The organism is Aeromonas ichthyocola, assembly GCF_046087985.1.
GTDB classification, from domain to species: domain Bacteria; phylum Pseudomonadota; class Gammaproteobacteria; order Enterobacterales; family Aeromonadaceae; genus Aeromonas; species Aeromonas rivipollensis.
In genome coordinates, this window is sequence record NZ_JBJSWH010000002.1 from 671306 (window position 1) to 690099 (window position 18794).

Genomic DNA, 18794 nt, shown 5'->3' on the forward strand with positions numbered 1-18794 from the left:
CCCTTGCCCTGCGCCCTCACTCCTTGCTCTGCTGATACTGGCGGATCGCCGCCCTGGCATTGAACAGCATGCGGCTCTCTCCCAGCTGGTCGGCCAGCCCGCTGCGGCGCACGTTCTCGAGCACCCCGGGATTGAGCCCGGCCAGCCAGAGGGTGACGCCCCGGGCGCGCGCCTGCTGCTCCCCCTCCATCAGCATCATCAGCGCCGAGTACTCCACGTCCTGCACCCGACTCATATCCAGCACCACCACCTCGGGCTGGTGAGTCTCGATCAGTTCGCGGATCCGGGCCGCCACATGCTGCACATTGATGAAGAACAGACGCCCCTCAGGCCGCAGAATAAGCAGGCCCGGGATCGTCTCGTCATCGGGATGGCGGGCGGCCAGCGGCCTCAGCACATCCTCCCCGGGCTTGCGGCCAATCACATAGACGGGCGGCTGCGCCGTCTGGCTGGCGAGTCCCAGCAGGGAGGCCAGGATGGCGACCACTATCCCCTCCAGGGTGCCAAACAGCAGCACCCCCAGACAGGCGATGGCGGCCCAGCGAAACTCCATCATGCGGATCTGCCCTATCTTGCGAAACTCCCCCGGCTGGATGAGCCCCACCGAATAGACGATGACCACCACCGCCAGGGTGGCGCTCGGCAGCCAGGAGAGCAGCGGGGCGAGGAAGATCATGGTGGCCAGCGCCATAGCGGCGGTGACGGCGGAGGCCCACTGGCTCAGGCCCCCGACGGAGCGCACCACGGCGGTCTGGGAGGTGCCGCCTCCCGCTGGCATGCTGCCACAGAAGGCGCCCCCCAGGTTGGCCAGCCCGGTGGCTACCAGCTCGCGGTTCGGATTGATCTCGGGCTCTCCCTTGCCCACGAAGGCCCGCCCTGCGGCTATGGTCTCGGTGAAGCTCATCAGCGCTATGCCCGCCGCCCCCGGCAGCAGCTGCAACACCAGGGTCAGGTCCGGCATCGTCAGGGCGGGCAGGCCGGTGGGAATGCTGCCGACGATGGCGACACCCGCATCGTTCAGGCCAAAACCCCACACCAGGGCGATGCCGATGCCCACCCCCAGCAAGGGGGCGGGGGAATGGGGGAAGCGCCACTCCATGAACACCAGCACCACCAGGGTGACGAAGGCGACCACCAGGGTCAGCCAGGAGCTCTGGGGCAGGGCCTGAGCCAGGTGGTAGAGATCCAGGAAGAAGTTCTCCTTCTGGATGTGCACCCCGAACAGCTTGGGCAGCTGATCGAGGATGATCACCAACCCTATGCCGCTCTTGAATCCCACCAGCACCGGCAGGGAAATGAAGTTGGCCACGAAGCCGAGCCGCAGCACCGCCGCCAGCATCAGCATGGCCCCCACCAGCAGGGTCAGGGTGGCGGTCACGGTGAGCAGCCGACCGGGATCCCCATCCGGCACCACCAGCCCGAGCTGGGTTGCGGTCAGGATAGCCAGCGTGCTGGTGGAGCTGACGCTGAGCACCCGGGAGGAGCCCAGCAGGGCGTAGAGCAACATGGGCACCAAGGCGGTGTAGAGACCGACTGCCACCGGCAGACCGGCCACGCTGGCATAGGCCATGGCCTTGGGCAGCACGACGGCCGCCGCAGTGACACCGGCCAGCAGATCAGACAGGGAGCGCCTTGGCGCCGACGCGGGTGATGACATCTTATCCTCCATGAACACAGGCCCGATGGGCCCTGATGCTGCACCGGCGCTCAAGAGACCGCTGCCAACCTATGACCATGGCCGCTCGCCTGGGCGTGCGGACCATGTCTCATCACACCATCAAGTGTACGCGCACCGCCTTGCGTCGGGCTGAATGCCTTGAGCGTCGCGGCAGGGAAAGCCCGCAGACAGGGCCATCTCTCTTGGCCTGTTGGCAACCCCCTATACTTCAGCGACGTTGCGCCGCCGGCCTTCCCCATTTCCAAGAGGAGATCCCCCTTGTTGCGACTGCTTGTACTGCTGCTGATCTGCCTGGTGAGCCCGCTCCGGGCGCTGACACTGACCCCCCTGGTGGAGGGGCTCAACCATCCCTGGGGTCTGGCTCTGCTGCCGGAGGGCGGCTATCTGATTGGCGAGCGCCCGGGCCGCCTGCTGCGCATCGACGCCGGGGGCGAGCGCCATGTCATCTCGGGTCTGCCCCCCATCGCCAATCAGGGTCAGGGGGGCCTGCTCGATCTCGCCCTGGACCACGAGGGCTGGCTCTACCTGAGCTACAGCGAACCCGGCGACGGCGGGGCCGGCACTGCCGTGGCCCGGGCCCGGCTGCAAAAGGACGCCCTCGTCGACTGGCAACTGCTGTTTCGCCAGCAGCCCAAGGTGGCCGGCGGCGCCCACTTCGGGTCGCGTCTGGTGCTGACCGAGGACGGCTATCTCTTCATCACCCTGGGGGATCGTTACAGCGAGCGGGCGCGGGCCCAGACGCTGGACAACCACCTCGGCAAGACGGTGCGCCTGCACAAGGATGGCCGGGTGCCCGCCGACAACCCCTTCGTCAAGACGGCGGGGGCCCTGCCGGAGATCTGGAGCCTGGGCCATCGCAACATGCAGGGCGCCGCCCTGCGCCCGGTTAGCCAGCAACTCTGGGCTCACGAGCACGGCCCCCAGGGCGGGGACGAGGTCAACCTCATACTGCCAGGGCACAACTACGGCTGGCCCAAAGTGACCTTCGGCGAGGAGTACGGGGGCGGCAAGATAGGCTCGGGCACCCAGGCCCCCGGCATGACGCCGCCGCTCTGGGTCTGGGTGCCCTCCATAGCCCCCTCGGGCATGCACTTCTACCAAGGGGAGCTGTTCAAGGAGTGGCAGGGAGATCTGCTGGTCGGTGCCCTGCGCGGTCAGGCCTTGCTGCGTCTTCGCCTCGCGGGGGACAAGATTATCTCGGAGGAGCGGCTGCTGACCGATCTGGGGGAGCGGATCCGTACCATACGGGAAGGCGCGGACGGCGCCCTCTATCTGCTGACGGATTCAGGCAAGGGGCGCCTGCTCAAACTGACCCCATGACATGGAGGCCGGCCCCGGACCAGGCGCCGGCGAGGAGGAAGCATGAACATGAATCGAACCCTGCTGGTGCTCTGTGCCAGCCTCTGGTTGCTGGGCTGCAACACCATACACGGGGTGGGACGGGACATAGAGAAGGCGGGCGAGGTGATCCAGGGATCCGCCAATCTGACGAGCGAGCCTCAGGCCGGCAAAGAGTGACAACCGCAGGCTGGCACAGTCACTCGACACCGGACGCCAGGCTGGCCAGCGGCGCCATGGTCACCCTGACCCCGTGCTGGGCCAGCGCCTCACGGGCACTCTGTGGCAACTGCTCGTCGGTGATCACCTGATCGATCGCATCCCAGCCCACCACGTTGAAGGTGCCCACCTTGCCATATTTGGACGAGTCGCAGATGAGGATGCGGCTCGCCGCCGACTCCACCACGGCCCGCTTCACCGGCACCTTCTGCTCGCTCGGGGTCGAGATCCCCTGCCCGTCCCAGGAGGAGGCGGACAGGAAGGCAACGTCCAGGTGCAAGTTGCGCAGGAAGTGGGCAGTGGCCTCCCCGGCGCAGGACTGGTTCTCGCGAATGACCTGACCCCCGGTGTGATAGAGGCGGCAGCGGCCGTGCTCGATGAGGTAGGCGCAGACCATGAAGTCGTTGGTCACTATCATCAGATCTTCCCGCAGCGCCAGCTCGCGGGCAAGCTCCAGGGAGGTGGTGCCGGCGTCAAGGTAGACTGTGCTGCCCTCGGCCACCTGGTCGGCGGCCAGCCGGGCTATGGCCAGCTTGGCCCCCTGCATCAGGCTGCGCTTGGTGGCATGGGAAGGCTCGCTCTTGATCCGCTGGGAGAGACTGACCCCGCCCGAGACGGAGAGCACCCGCCCCTGCTCCTCCAGTTTCTGGATGTCGCGTCTGATGGTCATGTGGGAGACCTGCAACCACTCGGTCAGCTCCACTATGCTGACCACGCCGCGCTCTGCCAGCAGTTGCAGGATACGTTGCTGTCGCTCTACGGGAATCATCCTGGTTCACCCCTCGGGGAAAAGAGGCGCCATTCTACCCCAGTGATCTGGTAAAAAATGATAAATAACCTCGAAGGGGCTCACAAATCACATTTATTCACATAAAAAGCATCGAAAATTGATTCAAAAGAATCTCAACCTGCTTAAATAACAAAAATTAACACCACTTAAGTTATTTTTTGTGACACCTGCCTGATATTTCACCGCCACAAGCCTCTACTATCGGCTCATCAGTCGTTATCGAGGAATCACGAGATGAGCACTTCCTATCATGTCGCCGTCATCGGCCTTGGCGCCATGGGCATGGGCGCCGCCCGCTCCTGCCTGCGGGCCGGGCTCACCACCTACGGCATAGATCTCAGCGAGCAGGCCCGCAACCAGCTGCAACAGGCCGGTGCCGCCGCCGTCATGGCCGATGCCCGCCCCCTGGCCGAGACCCTGGATGCCGTGCTGCTGCTGGTGGTCAACGCCGTTCAGGTGCGCCGCATCCTGCTCGGCGAAGAGGGGTTGGCCCGCCACCTCAAACCGGGCACCGCCATCATGGTCTCCTCCACCATAGCGGCCGAGGAGGCGAGCTCCCTGGCCGCCGAGCTGGCACAGCTCGGGCTGCCGATGCTGGATGCCCCCGTCTCCGGTGGCGCCATCAAGGCCGACGCGGGGGAGATGACTGTGATGGCCGCAGGCGCAGACGCCGCCTTCGACAAGCTGGCCCCTGTGCTGGATGCGGTCGCTGGCAAGCTGTATCGGGTCGGCAGCGAGCCGGGCCAGGGCAGCACGGTCAAGATCATCCACCAGCTGCTGGCCGGGGTGCACATAGCGGTTGCCGCCGAGGCCATGGCGCTGGCGAGCCGGGCCGGCGTGCCGCTGGATCTCATGTATGACGTGGTCACCCATGCCGCCGGCAACTCCTGGATGTTTGAAAACCGCATGCCCCGGGTACTGACCGGCGACTACCAGGCCCGCTCCGCGGTGGACATCTTCGTCAAGGATCTCACCCTGGTGGCGGACACCGCCAAGGCGCTGCGCTTCCCGCTGCCGCTCGCGAGCACCGCCCTTAACATGTTCCTCAGCGCCAGCAACGCAGGGCACGGCCAGGAAGATGACAGCGCCGTCATCAAGACGTTCTCCGGCATCCAGTTGCCGGGTCAGGAGGAGCGGCCATGAAACTCGGTGTCATCGCAGACGACTTCACCGGCGCCACCGACATCGCCGGCTTCCTGGTGGAGAACGGTCTCTCCACCCTGCAACTCTCCGGGGTGCCGGAGCACGACGGGGATCTGCCCCGGGTCGACGCCGTGGTGATCAGCCTCAAGAGTCGATCCTGCCCGGCGGGCGAAGCGGTGCGCGACTCCCTGGCGGCCCTGGCCTGGTTCCAGGCCCGCGGCTGCCCGCGCATCTACCAGAAGTACTGCTCCACCTTCGACAGCACGGCGGCAGGCAACATAGGTCCTGTCACCGACGCCCTGCTGGCGGCGCTTGGCCAGGATTTCACCCTGATCTGCCCGGCCCTGCCGGTGAACGGGCGCACCGTCTATCAGGGCAACCTCTTCGTGGGGGCCCTGCCGCTCGCCGAGTCCGGCATGCGCCACCACCCCATCACCCCCATGCAGGACAGCAACCTGCTCAGGCTGATGGAGGGACAGGGTTCGGGCCGCGCCGGTCTGGTGCCGTTTGCCACCATAGACAAGGGGGCCGCCACCATTGCAGGAGCCTTTGAGCAGTTGGCAGAGGATGGCGTGCGCTACGCCGTGGTCGACACCCTGACCGAGCAGCACCTGCTGGACATCGCCACCGCCGCCCTCCACCTGCCCCTGGTGACCGGCGGCTCCGGCCTCGCCATCGGTCTGGCCCGCCAGCTTGGGAGCGGTGATCTGCAGGGTGCCCGCGAGGCGGGTTGGCCCAGAGGCTCGCGCGCCGTGGTGCTGTCGGGCTCCTGCTCCGAGATGACCAACCGCCAGGTGGCCCGCTATCGCCAGCACGCCCCTGCGCTTGCGCTGGACGTGGCACGCTGCCTCGAGGATGCCGACTACCCGGCCGTGCTGGCCCAGTGGGTACTGGCACAGCCCCTGGCCCCGGCGCCGCTGGTGTACGCCACCACCAGCCCGGGGGAGCTGGCCCGCATTCAGGAGAGCCACGGCCAGCAGGCGGCCAGCGACGCGGTGGAACACTGCTTTGCCCGCCTCGCCCAACTGCTGCAAGGCGCCGGCGTGGACCGCTTCATCATCGCCGGCGGCGAGACCTCCAGCCGGATCACCCAGGCCCTCGGGGTCAAGGCGTTCCACATAGGCCCGCAAATCGCCCCCGGTGTGCCCTGGGTGCGGGCCATAGACGCCCCCCTCTCCCTGGCGCTCAAGTCGGGGAACTTCGGGGATGAGGATTTCTTCGACAAGGCTCAGGAGTACTTCCATGACTGAACAGGCATTGCGCGACACCATGGTGATGCTGGGGGCCTCCCTCTTCCAGCGTGGCTATGCCACCGGGGGCGCCGGTAACCTCTCTGCCCTGCTGCCGGATGGCACCCTGATCGCCACCCCCACCGGCTCCTGCCTGGGGCGTCTGAGCGCCGACAGGCTCTCTCACGTCAACCTGCAGGGGGAGCACCTGGGGGGTGATCGCCCCTCCAAGGAGGTGGCCTTCCACCTCGCCATCTACCACAACAATCCAAACTGCCGGGCCGTGGTGCACCTGCACTGCACCCACCTGACCGCCCTCTCCTGCCTGGAGGGGCTGGATCCGGCCAACGTCATCCGCCCCTTCACCCCCTACTACGTGATGCGGGTCGGGCAGTTGCCGCTCATCCCCTACTACAAGCCGGGGGATGCCCGCATCGCCGAGGAGCTGGGGCGCCGCGCCCCCGAAGGCAACGCCTTCCTGCTGGCCAACCACGGCCCCGTGGTGACGGGCAAGGATCTGGTGGATGCGGTCAACAACATGGAGGAGCTGGAGGAGACGGCGCGCCTGGCGCTGATGCTCCATGGCCACTCCATCCGCTACCTGAGCGAACCCGAAATTGATGAATTGAGGAGGATGAAACCATGAGCAAGTTTGCCGCCAATCTCACCATGCTGTTTACCGAGCTGCCGTTCCTGGAGCGCTTCGCCGCCGCCCGCGAGGCAGGCTTCGCCGCGGTGGAGTTCCTCTTCCCCTACGAGTGGCCGGCCGCCGAGCTGGGCCGCCTGCTGCGCGAGCACGGCCTCTCCCAGGCCCTGTTCAACATGCCGCCGGGCAACTGGGGGGCGGGGGAGCGCGGCATGGCCGCCATCCCGGGGCGGGAAGCGGAGTTTCGCGCCCACCTGCCATGCGTGCGTGACTACGCCCTGGCGCTCGGCTGCACCAAGGTGCACGCCATGAGCGGCATAGTCGACCCCGCTCATAGCCTCTCGGCCCACCGCCAGACCCTGATCGAGAACATCCGCTTCGCCGCCGACTTCCTGGCAGCGGACGGTATCCGGGTGCTGCTCGAGCCTCTCAACGATAGGGATGTGCCCGGCTACTTCCTGGCCCACCAGCTCGACGCCCTGGCCCTGGTGCAGGAGATAGACAGGCCCAACGTGGGGGTGCAGCTCGACCTCTACCACGCCCAGATCATGGACGGGGATCTCACCCGCCTCATCGGCAAGCTGGGCCAGTCCATAGGCCACGTCCAGATAGCCTCGGTGCCGGATCGCCACGAGCCGGACGAGGGGGAGCTTGCCTACCCCCACCTGTTCAAGGTGCTGGCGCAGGCGGGCTACCACGACTGGATAGGCTGCGAATACAACCCCAGAGCCGGCACCCGGGAAGGGCTGGGCTGGCTCACACAACAATAACAACGACAACACCCTACACACATGAACGAGTCTGAGGATAACGAGATGCAGATCATCATCACCGGCGGCGGTGGCTTCCTGGGCCAGAAACTGGCCCGGGCCCTGCTGCAGAGCACACAACCCTTCACCGAGCTGCTGCTGGTGGACATACAGCAGCCGCAGGCCCCCATGGCGGACCCCAGGGTACGTTGCCTCCAGGCCGACCTCACCGAGGCCGGGGTCGCCGAGTCCCTCATCACAGAGCGGACCGCCGTGGTCTACCACCTGGCGGCCATCGTCAGCAGCCATGCGGAGCAGGACTTCGATCTCGGCTGGAAGGTCAACCTGGACACCACCCGCACCCTGCTGGAGGCCTGCCGCCACACCAGACCCGGCATCCGTTTCATCTTCACCAGCTCGCTGGCGGTCTACGGCGGCTCCCTGCCCGCCCTGGTGGACGACGGCACGGCGCTGACCCCGACCTCCTCCTATGGCGCCCAGAAGGCCATGGGGGAGCTCTTGGTCAACGACTACAGCCGCAAGGGCTATGTGGATGGTCTGGTGCTGCGCCTACCCACCATCTGCGTGCGGCCGGGCAAACCGAACCGCGCCGCCTCGTCGTTCGTCAGCAGCATCATCCGCGAGCCGCTGCAGGGTGAGAACGCCATCTGCCCGGTGAGCCCGGATCTGCGCCTCTGGCTCTCGAGCCCCGCCACAGTGGTCGCGAACTTCCTGCTGGCGGCCAGACTCCCCGCCACCGGCGACTGGCGCAGCGTCAACCTGCCCGGCATCAGCGTCACCGTCGGCGAGATGCTGGAGACCCTCGCCAAGGCCGGTGGCCAGGTGGCCCGGGATAGGGTGCAGTTTGCCGCCGACCCGGCCGTCGAGCGCATAGTCGCGAGCTGGCCGGGGCGCATCGACAACCAGCGCGCCAGCGCGCTCGGCTTCGTGGCAGACAGGACGTTTGCCGACATCATCGACAGTTTCATCACCCATGACATGCAGGAGGCATCATGAGCGACATCCCTACCCCCATCATCGGCCTTGTCATCGCCGTCTTCGTACTGGTATTCCTGGTGGTCCGCACCCGGGTGCACGCCCTGATCGCCATGCTGGCGGCGGCCTGCATCGCCGGCATCACCGGCGGCATGACCATAGACAAGACCCTCACCGTCATCACCCAGGGCTTTGGCTCCACCCTCGGCAGCATCGGCATCGTCATCGGCCTCGGGGTCATGATGGGCCGCCTGCTGGAGGTGTCGGGGGCCGCAGAGCAGATTGCCTACAGCTTCATCAAGTGGCTCGGCAAGCGCCGTGAAGAGTGGGCCCTGGCCATCACCGGCTACATCGTCAGCATCCCCATCTTCGTGGATTCCGCCTTCGTCATCCTCTATCCGGTGGCCAAGGCGCTGGCAAAAAGCGGCAAGCGCTCCATCCTGACCCTGGGGGTCGCCCTGGCGGGGGGCCTGGTGGTGACCCACCATACGGTGCCGCCGACCCCGGGACCGCTCGGCGTCGCCGGTCTGTTTGGCGTGGACATAGGCGCCATGCTGCTGATGGGCATGGCCCTGGCCATCCCCTGCGTGCTCGGCATCGTCTTCTACGCCCAGTGGCTCGACAAGAAGTACCCCGAGTTCGGCGCCAAGGCCGCCCAGACCCCGGATGAGCTGCAGTCCACCTACGAGCAGTACATCAAGGAGAAGGAGGGCAAGAGCCTGCCGAGCCTGACCCTGTCGCTGCTGCCGATCCTGGTGCCCATAGTGCTGATCTTCGTCAAGGCCATCTTCACCACCCTCGCCACCCTGGAGGGGATGGGCGGCCTGATGGAGAACCCCCTGGTGCAGGGCGTCAACTTCATCGGCACCCCCATCATAGCGCTCGCCATCAGCGTGCTGCTGGCGGTCTATACCCTGGTGCCGCACATGGACAGACAGGCCACCGCCGCCCGCCTCGAAGAGGGGCTGCAATCGGCCGGCATCATACTGCTGGTGACAGGGGCCGGCGGCGCTCTGGGTGCCGTGCTCCGTGACAGCGGCGCGGGCCAGCAGCTCGCCGAGCAGATAGCCCAGCTGCCCATCTCCCCCATACTGATCCCCTTCATAGTGGCGACTCTGGTGCGCCTCATCCAGGGCTCCGGCACCGTGGCCATGGTGACGGCGGCCTCCATCTCGGCCCCCATACTGGCGCAGATCCCCGGGGTCAACATGTTGCTGGCCGCCCAGGCTGCCACCATGGGGTCGCTGTTCTTCGGCTATTTCAACGACAGCCTGTTCTGGGTGGTCAACCGCATGATGGGGATCTCGGACGTCAAGCAGCAGATGATCGTCTGGTCCATCCCCACCACCATAGCCTGGGCCATAGGCGGCACCGGCGTCGCCCTGCTGAACCTGGTGTTCGGCTCCGGCGGCACCTGGTTCGACCCCGTCCTGCCGCTGCTGGTGCTGGCGCTCATCGTCTGGTACGTCAGGGGCCAATCCCTGACCCCGGCGGCCAGCGTAGTGCCGAGCCGGGAGTCATAACGGCGGCACGGCAACGCTGTGTGACCAGGGCCAGTCTGCTAGACTGGCCCTCTTTTTTTATTCATCTTGCAAAGGAGTGTTGGATGTCTGCTTCTTCCTGGTGGGACAGGTCCACCGGTTTTGCGCTGCTCACCATCTTGCTGTGGGCCTCGCTCGCGGCCCTCACCTCCAGAATCACCAGCGTCTCGCCCCTGGTGCTGGTAGGGCTGGTGCTCTTCTTCTGCGGCGCGGGCACACTGCCGTTCTGGCGCCAGTGGCGGGCAAGGCCCGTCACCTGGCTGGTGACCATCACCGCCCTCTTGCTCTATCACCTGCTGCTGTTCATGAGCTTTCGCCACGCCCCCGTGCTGGAGGCGAACCTCATCAACTACCTCTGGCCCCTGTGCATCATCTTGTTCACCCCATTGCTGCTGCCGGGCCACCCCTTGCGCCTGCATCATCTGCTGGCCGGGGCCCTGGGCCTTGCCGGCTCTGTGCTGGTGATGGTGGACGGCAGTCTGCAACTGCAGCAGGCCCATCTGCCGGGCTACCTGCTGGCGCTCGGCGCCGCCATCGTCTGGGGCGCCTATTCAGTGCTCTCCCGCCGCCTGCCCCCCGCCCCCGCCGTGGTCACCGCGGCCGCCTGCCTGCCCGCGGGGCTCCTGGCCCTGCTGCTCGCCTGGGGGCTGGAGGGGCCGCTGCCCCTCGCCCATATCCCCCAGGGGGACTGGCTGCTCATCGCCGGGCTGGCCCTCGGTCCCATGGGGGCCGCCTTCGTCACCTGGTATCTGGCGCTGCGGGACGGGGATCCGCGCCGCATCGGGGCCCTGGCCTACCTCACCCCCTTGCTGAGCACCCTGCTGCTGGTCTGGCTCAACGGTGAGCAGCTCACCCCGCGCCACCTGCTGGCGGGAGCACTCATCATGGGCGGTGCCCTGCTCGGTTTGCTGGTGAAGACGCCCGGGAGCCGCAAAGCGGCGCAACCGCTGTCATAAAAACGCCATCTCCCCTGCTTAAGCTCACGCCCATTGCGTGCTTCAAGCAGGACTCAGATGTGAAAATTGCCCATTATGCCTCCCTCTCCTCCCTGGTACTGCTGCTGGTGGCCGGCGTTCAGGCCGCCGCCCTGTTTCACGGCTGGCAGCAGTTCAATCGAGCCGAACAGGCCCAGCGCCAGCAGGAGCGCCTGCAACAACAACTGAGCGGCCCCCTGCAGGGGGCCCTTCGCGACTACCTTGGCAGCGGCGATCCCCTGCGCCTGGCCGAGGCCCAGGGTGTGCGTCAGCAGGCGCTCGCGCTGCTGGCGCAGCTGGACGGGCAGCAAGCCGGTCCGCTGCACGCCCGGCTCGAGCAGATGGGAGCGCGCATCGAGGGGGACTACCTGGCGGCGGGCAAGCTCTCCGGCAACAGCCAGTGGCTGCTGCAAAACGCCGAGAACGAGCTGACCACCCAGGCCCGGGCGCTGCTGCGTTACGGCCAGCAGGGGGCAGATCAGGATCCGGCCAGCGCCGAAGCCTATCGCCAGGGGGCAGCCGACATACTGGCGACCCTGCCCGCCCTCGCCCACCAGCGTCAGAACTACATGGAGCAGGCCAGCGCCAAGCGCCTCGAAGGATTGCAGTTCGAGCTCGCCGCCCTGCAAAAACAGGCGGACGCGCTGGCGGCCCTGCCGAGCCTGAATCTCTTCGAGGAGGCCGCCGCCGATGAGTTCACCCTGGGAGAGCCGGTGCGCAAGGAGCTGGGGGAACAACCCAAAGCCGAGTTGGTCTCACTGCTCAAACGCTATCCCCAGGAGCTGGAGAGCAGCCGCAAGGCGCTGCAACAGCAGCAGCTGGCGCGCCAGATGGTGCAGCAGGACATCACGCAACTGCTGCAGGCCAGTGAGCAGCTGGGGGAGCGGCTCGCCGCCGCTCGCCAGACCATGAACCGGGAGCTCGCCACCATACTCGGCTCCCTGGCGCTCTGCCTGGTGGTGGTCGCCCTGCTGTTTGCCCTGGTGCAGCGCCGCTGGCTGGTCAGGCCGCTGCTGCGACTGCGGGCCGCCTTCCTGCAGCTCGATGCCACAGGTCAGGCGCAGTTGCTGGCAACGGGGCGCGAGCGCAACGAGCTGGCCGACATAGTCGCGAGCTACAACCGCCTGATCCAGCGCCTGCAGCAGGATCAGCAGCAGAAGGCGGGGCAGCTCTCCAGCGTCTCCTCCAGCCTGCAGGAGATGGTGGAGCAGGTGCAGGAGATCCATCACAGCACCCGCACCACAGAGCAGGCGGTGGATGAGAGCGACACCATGATGCAGGAGCTCAATCAGCTCGCCAGCGAGGTGCACCAGGTCGCCGCCGAGATAGCGGAGCACGCCCAGCACAACGAACACTCCATGAGCCAGAGCGAGCTGCTGGTGGGGGGCATGCTGGCGGCCACCGCCCAGACCGGCCTCGCCATCGACGAGAGCAGCGGCGCCCTGGCCCAGCTGACCCGCTCGGTGGAGGATGTGACCGCCATCGTCGATGTCATCGGCCACATCTCCCAGCAGACCAACCTGCTGGCGCTCAACGCCGCCATCGAGGCGGCTCGCGCCGGTGAGCAGGGACGCGGCTTCGCGGTCGTGGCCGACGAGGTGCGCCACCTCTCCGCCGACACCCAGCGCTCCCTCGGCCAGATCACCGAGATCCTGGCCAGCCTCACCCAGGCGGGGGATCAGCTCGCCACTGTGCTGACCCGCATCACGACAGAAGCCGCCGGGCAGCGCCAGCAGGCCGAGCAGTTGCGCCAGACCACCCAGACGGTGCGGGAGATGGCGCGCAGCACAGCCGTCATCGCCCTGCAGGGGGCCGACAACGCCAGGAGCCAGGAGCACAGGCTGGCCAGCTTCGCCGCCCTCATCGGCCGCATCAGCCAGCACGCCCGCCAGGGCAGCCGCCTCTCGGTGCAAGTGTCGGAGCACATCCACCACCAGGCCCAGCAGATCCCCCGGATCCTGAGCCAGGCCTGAGTCACCCGCCCCTCATCAGGCCCGGCGCCCTGTGCACGCCGGGCCAACCCCTTCATATCTCCTCATTCAAGTCCGCCCCCGCGCTGCCCTGCCGGATGTGGTGACCCCCTGCCAGGGAGTCGGCTCGACGCCGCCCGGTCAGAGGGCGCCGCCCCGGCAGGGCGGATATCTTTTTTTGTGACACAAAATTATATGTTGCCGTCGGGTTAACAAAGAAAGTTCTGCTTCCGCGCCAAGATCCCCCCAGCTAAACGGAAAAAACCACCTGAAAACGCTCTCATTACCGACATGAGCGGGCTGAGAGTGCCCACACCAAGAATCATGATTCTTTGCACTCGGTCATATTTTTGAAACTTGGCGGGAACTTCCGGTTGATATTTCGCACCGCGAACGTACTCTTGGTGGTGTCAGATCGCCAAGGATCGAGACCTAAAAAATAATGACTGTAAAGATGCAGATTGCCCTTCAGTGATGCGCCAAGGCGTCCGGGCAGACGGGCACAACACAGAACAGTTTCTTTTTGCCCTGCGGGGTGTTGATTGCAATGCCAATACCGAGCGGCGGGCCTCTGCCTGACTGCCGGAAAAAAAAGCTAAGTCCATAAAATCAGGAGCAATAACAAATGGAAAAAGTGATCTTCAAGCGCGCCTCTTTGAGTGCCGCCGTGGTTGCGGCGCTGCTCGCCCCCGGCATGGCATCCGCGGCTCAAGACATGATGAGCCCGGAATATGGCAAGTCCTATGAAGCCTTCATCGACGAAGGCAAGCTGACAGGCGGCCTGTTCTACTTCCAGCGTGAGCGTGATCGCGTCCAGGCCGGTCCGGGTCAGGATGGCAAATACCACTCCAACCTGAGCCATGCCACCACCCAGGCAGCCCTGAACTACAACTCCGGTTATGCCTGGGGCATGGTCGGGCTGGATGTCGGCGGCTTTGGCGCCTATGACCTGGCCGTTGACGAGAGCAATGGCGTCAACGAAGAGAACGAATTCTCCTTCTGGGGCGACCAGTGGGGTTCAGGTGGTGACGGTGTTCCCGAGAATGGCTTCAGCCTCTCCACCGCCGCCCTGAAGCTCAAGTTCGGTGACTCTGTCACCGCCAAGGGTGGTTACACCCAGCTGTATGTACCCGGCATCATAGGCGTCAACTGGTCCTATCAACCCGGTACCTACCGTGGTGGCCAGATCGAGGGCAACTTCGGTGGCCTCTACCTGACCTACGCCATCGCCGATGAGTACAAGGCGCCCTGGTTCAAGAACACCGCCGGCTTCTCCAAGAGCAGCCCCTATGCCAGCGATCCCTTCACCGATGCGAACAAGATCGACTACATCCACGGTCTGGCCGCCCGTTACACCTTCGAGGACGGCACCGCCATCACAGGTGGCTTCGGTCAGGCCGAAGGCTACATGGACAGCTACCACTTCAAACTGGCTCACAAGTTTGACGTGCTGGGTGGCCTGAACACCAGCTACCAGTTCTACGGTTCCGACACCGAGAACGAAGACTATGACGGTCTGGCATGGCAACAAGCCCTGACCGCAAGCTGGGCAGCCGGTCCCTACTCCTTCCGCCTGGAAGGTATGTACACCAAAGCCGAAGGGGATCTGGGCAACTACCTGCCCCGTCTGACCCGTGGCTACGGCAACTCCCAGGGTGCGAACGAGATCTGGTGGGATTCCCGCTCAGACTGGAACCACAACGAAGAGAAGGCCGTCTTCTTCGGTACCACTCGTACCCTGGATGATCTGGTCGGTGCTCCTGGCTGGTCCGTCGGTGTCTCCGGTGCTTACGGTTGGGATATCCAAAATGGCGACGGCACCAAGGCCACCAACGGTGAAGATACCGAGTGGGCCGTCAACTTCGACGTCATGTACACGGTGCAGGATGGCAAGCTGAAGGGCACTCTGTTCAAGCTGCACTACACCGATTACAACAACGAGCAGGACGACAAGGGCAGCTGGTACTACCCGAACATGTTCAGCTCCGAGCATGACGTCAAGTTCCACATCATCATGCCGTTCACCATCATGTAATCAGGCATCTGTTCTGATCGAAAACCGGGCCGATTGGCCCGGTTTTCTTTTTGGTCAGCGGGTTAACATGCAAAACCGCAGGCGCTGCTGCCTGCCGCTGTCACCACAAGGATGCGACCATGTCCCCTTCGTGCTTATCACCGGCTGCTCCAGCGGCATCGGCCTCGCCGCCGCCAAGGCGCTCGGTGCCCACGGTTTCACCGTGATCGCCTCCGCCCGCAAGACCGAGGATGTCGCCCAGTTGCAACAGCAGGGCCTCTTGGCGGTGCAGCTGGATCTGGCGGACACCGCCAGCATCGAGCTGGGCGGCCAGGCGGCAGGCATCTGGCCGGCGGCCGCCTCTATGGCCTGTTCAACAATGGCGCTTATGGCCAACCCGGCGCGCTGGAAGACTTGCCGACGGAGGCGCTCGAGGCGCAGTTCAACACCAATCTGTTTGGCTGGCACCATCTCATTCGTCAGGTGCTGCCGGCCATGCTGGCCGTGGGCGAGGGGCGGATAGTGCAGAACAGCTCAGTGCTTGGCCTGGTGGCCATGAAGTATCGCGGCGCCTACAACGCCAGCAAGTTCGCGCTGGAAGGCTACACCGACACCCTGCGCCTCGAGCTCGAGGGCAGCGGCGTGCACATCAGCCTGATAGAGCCAGGCCCCATCGACACCCGGTTTCGCGCCAATGCCCGTGACGCCTTCGTGCGCCATATAGATCCAGCCCAGAGCCGCCATCAGGGCGCCTATCGCCAGACCCTGACCCGGCTGGAGAAAGAGGGCTCCACCAGCGGCTTCACCCTGCCGAGCGAGGCCTGCATACCGCCGCTGCTGCACGCGCTGCAGAGCAAGCGTCCCAAGCACCGCTACCCTGTCACCCTGCCCACCCGGCTGTTTGCCTGCTGCGCCGCCTGTTGCCCACTCGCTGGCTTAACCGGATCCTGGCCAAGTCGGCCTGATCCCGTGATTGGCGACCAAGTACCCGGTCGCCCAGGTGGCGTTAGCTGGCCCTTGGTCATCACCCGCACCGCCAACCTGTTTGTCCCTCGCTCAGTAGTGCTGGCCGTTGCTGTAGTAGGCGCTCTTGACCAGATGGGCATCACCTGCACCACCACATAGGTCTGCTCCCCAGCACCCGTTTCAAATGGCGCGTGATAAGGCGCGCGGCAGCGTCCTGCATCTCCTGCGGCCGCTCGAACCAGTGCAGCTCGACAAACGGAAACCGCCTCTCGCTCGCCGTTGCTCATCCAGGATGCTGTCGACACGCTCCAGGGTGACGAACTCCGGCTTGCCGCCAGTCAGGGCGCAGAGATCCGCCAGCAGGGGCGTGCTTATCTGCTGCAGGGTGTCGACAGAAACTGCCCGAAAGCGAAGGTGGGGCATGGGAAACCTCTTGGCTGTGACAAATGAGGACTTATCATAGAGCACTCATCCCGCTCACATAAGGTGCCTCATGAGATTCCATCGCACGCTGCTTCCCTTACTGCTTTGGCTGCTGCTGCCGCTGAACGCCTTTGCCGATCCGGCCTTCTATCGCATCAGCAAGGGCAACGAGCAGCACTGGTTGCTGGGGTCCATCCATGCGGGCAAGCCCTCCCTCTATCCCCTGCCGGATCCCGTCGAGCGCGCCTGGCAGCAGAGCCGCGCCCTGGTGATGGAGGTCGACATGACCCACATCAGCCAGGCGCAGTGGCAGGAAATGGGGGCCATCACCCGGCTGGTGGATGGCAAGACCCTCAAGGATCACCTGCCCATGGATCTCTACCGGCGCACCCTGATCGCCGCCGGCCAGAACGGCCTGACCGAGGCCATGCTGGCACCGCTGCGCCCCTGGTTTGCCGCCATCACCCTGACCCAGGCGGCGCTGGAGCGCACCGGCTATCGCGGTGAATTCGGGGTGGATCAGCACTTCGCCAAGCGGGCAAACGACGGCGGCAAACCCATAGTCGGGCTGGAGACCCTGCTGGAGCAGCTCGGCTATCTGGCGAGCGTCGGTGACAACCAGACCCTGATGCTGGAGAGCACCCTGGATGAGCTGCCTGAGCTCGAGAAGGGGTTCGCCGAGGTCATGGCGGCCTGGCAGAACGGGGATCAGGCCACCCTGATCAATCTGCTCAAAGAGGAGATGGCGCCGCCCAAGCTGCAAGCCTGGCTGGAGCAGACCCTGCTGGCGGAACGCAACCGCAACTGGGTCAAGAAGTGGCCCGGCCTGCCAAACGAGAGCTTTATCGTGGTAGGGGCCCTGCACCTTTACGGCGAGCAGGGGCTGCTCGCCCTGCTGGAGCAACAAGGGTGGCGCATTACCCCGCTCACCACACCGGGCCCTGTGCAGGCTCGGTAGCAAGGAGTCCAGTGAGAACGATCACAGATCGCGCTGGTTATTAAACAACCTGCAAGGGAGTTGATCGGGATCATCCCGGACGGGGCAAAGAGGTATTTATCATGCCTGTCATCAACCGGGTGACAGGAGCAATAAAATGGACTTTTGGCTGGACCTGATGTTTGGCAACAGCGTGGGATTGATGTCGATGCTGGTGATTATCGGCACCTTCTTGCTCATCAGCTCTTACGCGGCCTATTTCATCTACAAGGTGATGCACTCGCAACCGCCTCATTCACAGCAACGCCCAAAGAGGGAAAATAATCCTCTGACCACAGGCGGCAGTTCACACTGACCGCCTGTGCTGTTTTATGGTTCGCGACTGTGCTTCCCGGGCCAGGCTGCACCAGCGTCCATGCTGGGCGCCCCTTATCCCCTCCCCCTTTCCCCGTTTTCTGTGCCGGTTGCGGCCGTTATAATGGCCCCCACTTTTTCTTATGGGGAGCCTGCCGTGTCTCATAACGACGAACTCTCGCTATTCATGAATGAAGTGGCCGACGTGCGGCCCATTCGCAGCGACAACATCCATCCCCATGCGGCCAACATCCGCCCCGACCGAGGCGCAGCTCGCTCGCCGCCAGGCTGCCACCGCCGAGCAACTCGCCCTCGACCACCTCACCATGGAGGCCATCGAGATGCGCGATCCGCACGAAATCGTCGGCTTCAAGCGCGATGGGGTGCAGGAGGGGGTCTACAAGAAGCTGCGGCTCGGCAAATACGAGCTGCAGGCCAGCCTGGACTTGCACCAGAAAACCCTCAACGAGGCGCGAACCGCCCTGGTGCAGTTCATTGGGGAGTGCGAAGTGCGGGACATCCGCTGCCTGCTGATCCTGCACGGCAAGGGGGAGCGCAGCACCCCGCGCGCCCTGCTCAAGAGCCATGTCAGCGCCTGGCTGCCGCAACTGCCCGCGGTGATGGCCATCCACAGCGCCGAGCGTCGCCACGGCGGCAGCGGCGCCCTCTATGTGCTGCTGCGAAAGAGCGAGCGCAAGAAGACCGAGAACCGCGAACGTCACCAGAAGCGCCTCGGCTGACCGCCTTTGGCCCGCCTGCATGAAGGTGGCCCTCGCCCGCGGCAGGGTGCTAGCATCGGGCTGCCCCGATCATGCCAGGTACGGGGT

15 protein-coding genes and 3 pseudogenes are annotated in these 18794 nt (G+C 65.2%); 15 read left to right on the forward strand and 3 right to left on the reverse strand.

All coding sequences use genetic code 11. The annotated features are described in order from the left end of the window. Positions 1-16 precede the first annotated feature (16 nt). Positions 17-1657, reverse strand: coding sequence for a SulP family inorganic anion transporter (locus tag ACF2JD_RS07800; protein WP_440987129.1), 1641 nt, complete (start codon positions 1655-1657; stop codon positions 17-19). A gap of 279 nt (positions 1658-1936) precedes the next feature. Here ACF2JD_RS07800 and ACF2JD_RS07805 point away from each other — a divergent pair, with 279 nt between their 5' ends. Together ACF2JD_RS07805 and ACF2JD_RS07810 are read left to right on the forward strand one after the other, a co-directional pair. Then, positions 1937-2998 (forward strand): PQQ-dependent sugar dehydrogenase, encoded by a 1062-nt coding sequence (locus tag ACF2JD_RS07805; RefSeq protein ID WP_440987130.1) that lies wholly within the window; start codon positions 1937-1939, stop codon positions 2996-2998. Positions 2999-3040: 42 nt separating this feature from the next. After that, positions 3041-3196 (forward strand): entericidin A/B family lipoprotein, encoded by a 156-nt coding sequence (locus ACF2JD_RS07810; RefSeq protein ID WP_106886007.1) that lies wholly within the window; start codon positions 3041-3043, stop codon positions 3194-3196. A 19-nt stretch (positions 3197-3215) separates the two neighbouring features. On the opposite strand, the gene ACF2JD_RS07815 is transcribed toward ACF2JD_RS07810, so the two are convergent. Beyond that, positions 3216-4004 (reverse strand): DeoR/GlpR family DNA-binding transcription regulator, encoded by a 789-nt coding sequence (locus tag ACF2JD_RS07815; protein ID WP_106886006.1) that lies wholly within the window; start codon positions 4002-4004, stop codon positions 3216-3218. A gap of 255 nt (positions 4005-4259) precedes the next feature. Here ACF2JD_RS07815 and ltnD point away from each other — a divergent pair, with 255 nt between their 5' ends. The 10 genes and pseudogenes from ltnD (at position 4260) to ACF2JD_RS07865 (ending at position 16252) form a co-directional block, all read left to right on the forward strand. Further along, on the forward strand, positions 4260-5168 hold the full coding sequence (gene ltnD / locus ACF2JD_RS07820; RefSeq protein ID WP_440987131.1) for an L-threonate dehydrogenase: 909 nt from the start codon (positions 4260-4262) through the stop codon (positions 5166-5168). After that, complete coding sequence (gene otnK / locus ACF2JD_RS07825) at positions 5165-6418, forward strand: 3-oxo-tetronate kinase (protein ID WP_429111153.1); 1254 nt, start codon at positions 5165-5167, stop codon at positions 6416-6418. Before ltnD ends, otnK begins: the two co-directional genes overlap by 4 nt. Next, complete coding sequence (gene otnC / locus ACF2JD_RS07830) at positions 6411-7043, forward strand: 3-oxo-tetronate 4-phosphate decarboxylase (protein WP_234676889.1); 633 nt, start codon at positions 6411-6413, stop codon at positions 7041-7043. The genes otnK and otnC overlap by 8 nt, the downstream gene beginning before the upstream one ends. Next, complete coding sequence (gene otnI, locus ACF2JD_RS07835) at positions 7040-7813, forward strand: 2-oxo-tetronate isomerase (protein WP_408846571.1); 774 nt, start codon at positions 7040-7042, stop codon at positions 7811-7813. Before otnC ends, otnI begins: the two co-directional genes overlap by 4 nt. A 45-nt stretch (positions 7814-7858) precedes the next feature. Continuing rightward, positions 7859-8809 (forward strand): D-erythronate dehydrogenase, encoded by a 951-nt coding sequence (gene denD / locus ACF2JD_RS07840; RefSeq protein WP_408846570.1) that lies wholly within the window; start codon positions 7859-7861, stop codon positions 8807-8809. Further along, positions 8806-10311 (forward strand): GntP family permease, encoded by a 1506-nt coding sequence (locus tag ACF2JD_RS07845; RefSeq protein ID WP_106886001.1) that lies wholly within the window; start codon positions 8806-8808, stop codon positions 10309-10311. The genes denD and ACF2JD_RS07845 overlap by 4 nt, the downstream gene beginning before the upstream one ends. Before the next feature lie 83 nt (positions 10312-10394). Then, complete coding sequence (locus tag ACF2JD_RS07850) at positions 10395-11285, forward strand: DMT family transporter (protein ID WP_411650857.1); 891 nt, start codon at positions 10395-10397, stop codon at positions 11283-11285. Between the two features lie 59 nt (positions 11286-11344). Continuing rightward, on the forward strand, positions 11345-13276 hold the full coding sequence (locus tag ACF2JD_RS07855; RefSeq protein WP_440987132.1) for a methyl-accepting chemotaxis protein: 1932 nt from the start codon (positions 11345-11347) through the stop codon (positions 13274-13276). Between the two features lie 622 nt (positions 13277-13898). Next, entirely contained in the window at positions 13899-15308 is a 1410-nt protein-coding gene (locus tag ACF2JD_RS07860; protein ID WP_440987133.1) for an OprD family outer membrane porin, read from the forward strand. Between the two features lie 67 nt (positions 15309-15375). After that, positions 15376-16252, forward strand: a pseudogene (locus ACF2JD_RS07865) (SDR family oxidoreductase). Positions 16253-16343: 91 nt separating this feature from the next. Here the strand turns inward: ACF2JD_RS07865 and ACF2JD_RS07870 are convergent. Beyond that, positions 16344-16676 (reverse strand): annotated as a pseudogene (locus tag ACF2JD_RS07870) (DUF1904 family protein). A 70-nt stretch (positions 16677-16746) separates the two neighbouring features. Here ACF2JD_RS07870 and ACF2JD_RS07875 point away from each other — a divergent pair. The 3 genes and pseudogenes from ACF2JD_RS07875 (at position 16747) to smrA (ending at position 18707) form a co-directional block, all read left to right on the forward strand. Then, positions 16747-17634 (forward strand): TraB/GumN family protein, encoded by an 888-nt coding sequence (locus ACF2JD_RS07875; protein ID WP_440987134.1) that lies wholly within the window; start codon positions 16747-16749, stop codon positions 17632-17634. A gap of 136 nt (positions 17635-17770) precedes the next feature. Next, entirely contained in the window at positions 17771-17968 is a 198-nt protein-coding gene (locus ACF2JD_RS07880) for a DUF3149 domain-containing protein (RefSeq protein ID WP_440987135.1), read from the forward strand. Between the two features lie 156 nt (positions 17969-18124). Further along, positions 18125-18707, forward strand: a pseudogene (gene smrA / locus ACF2JD_RS07885) (DNA endonuclease SmrA). Positions 18708-18794: the final 87 nt, after the last annotated feature.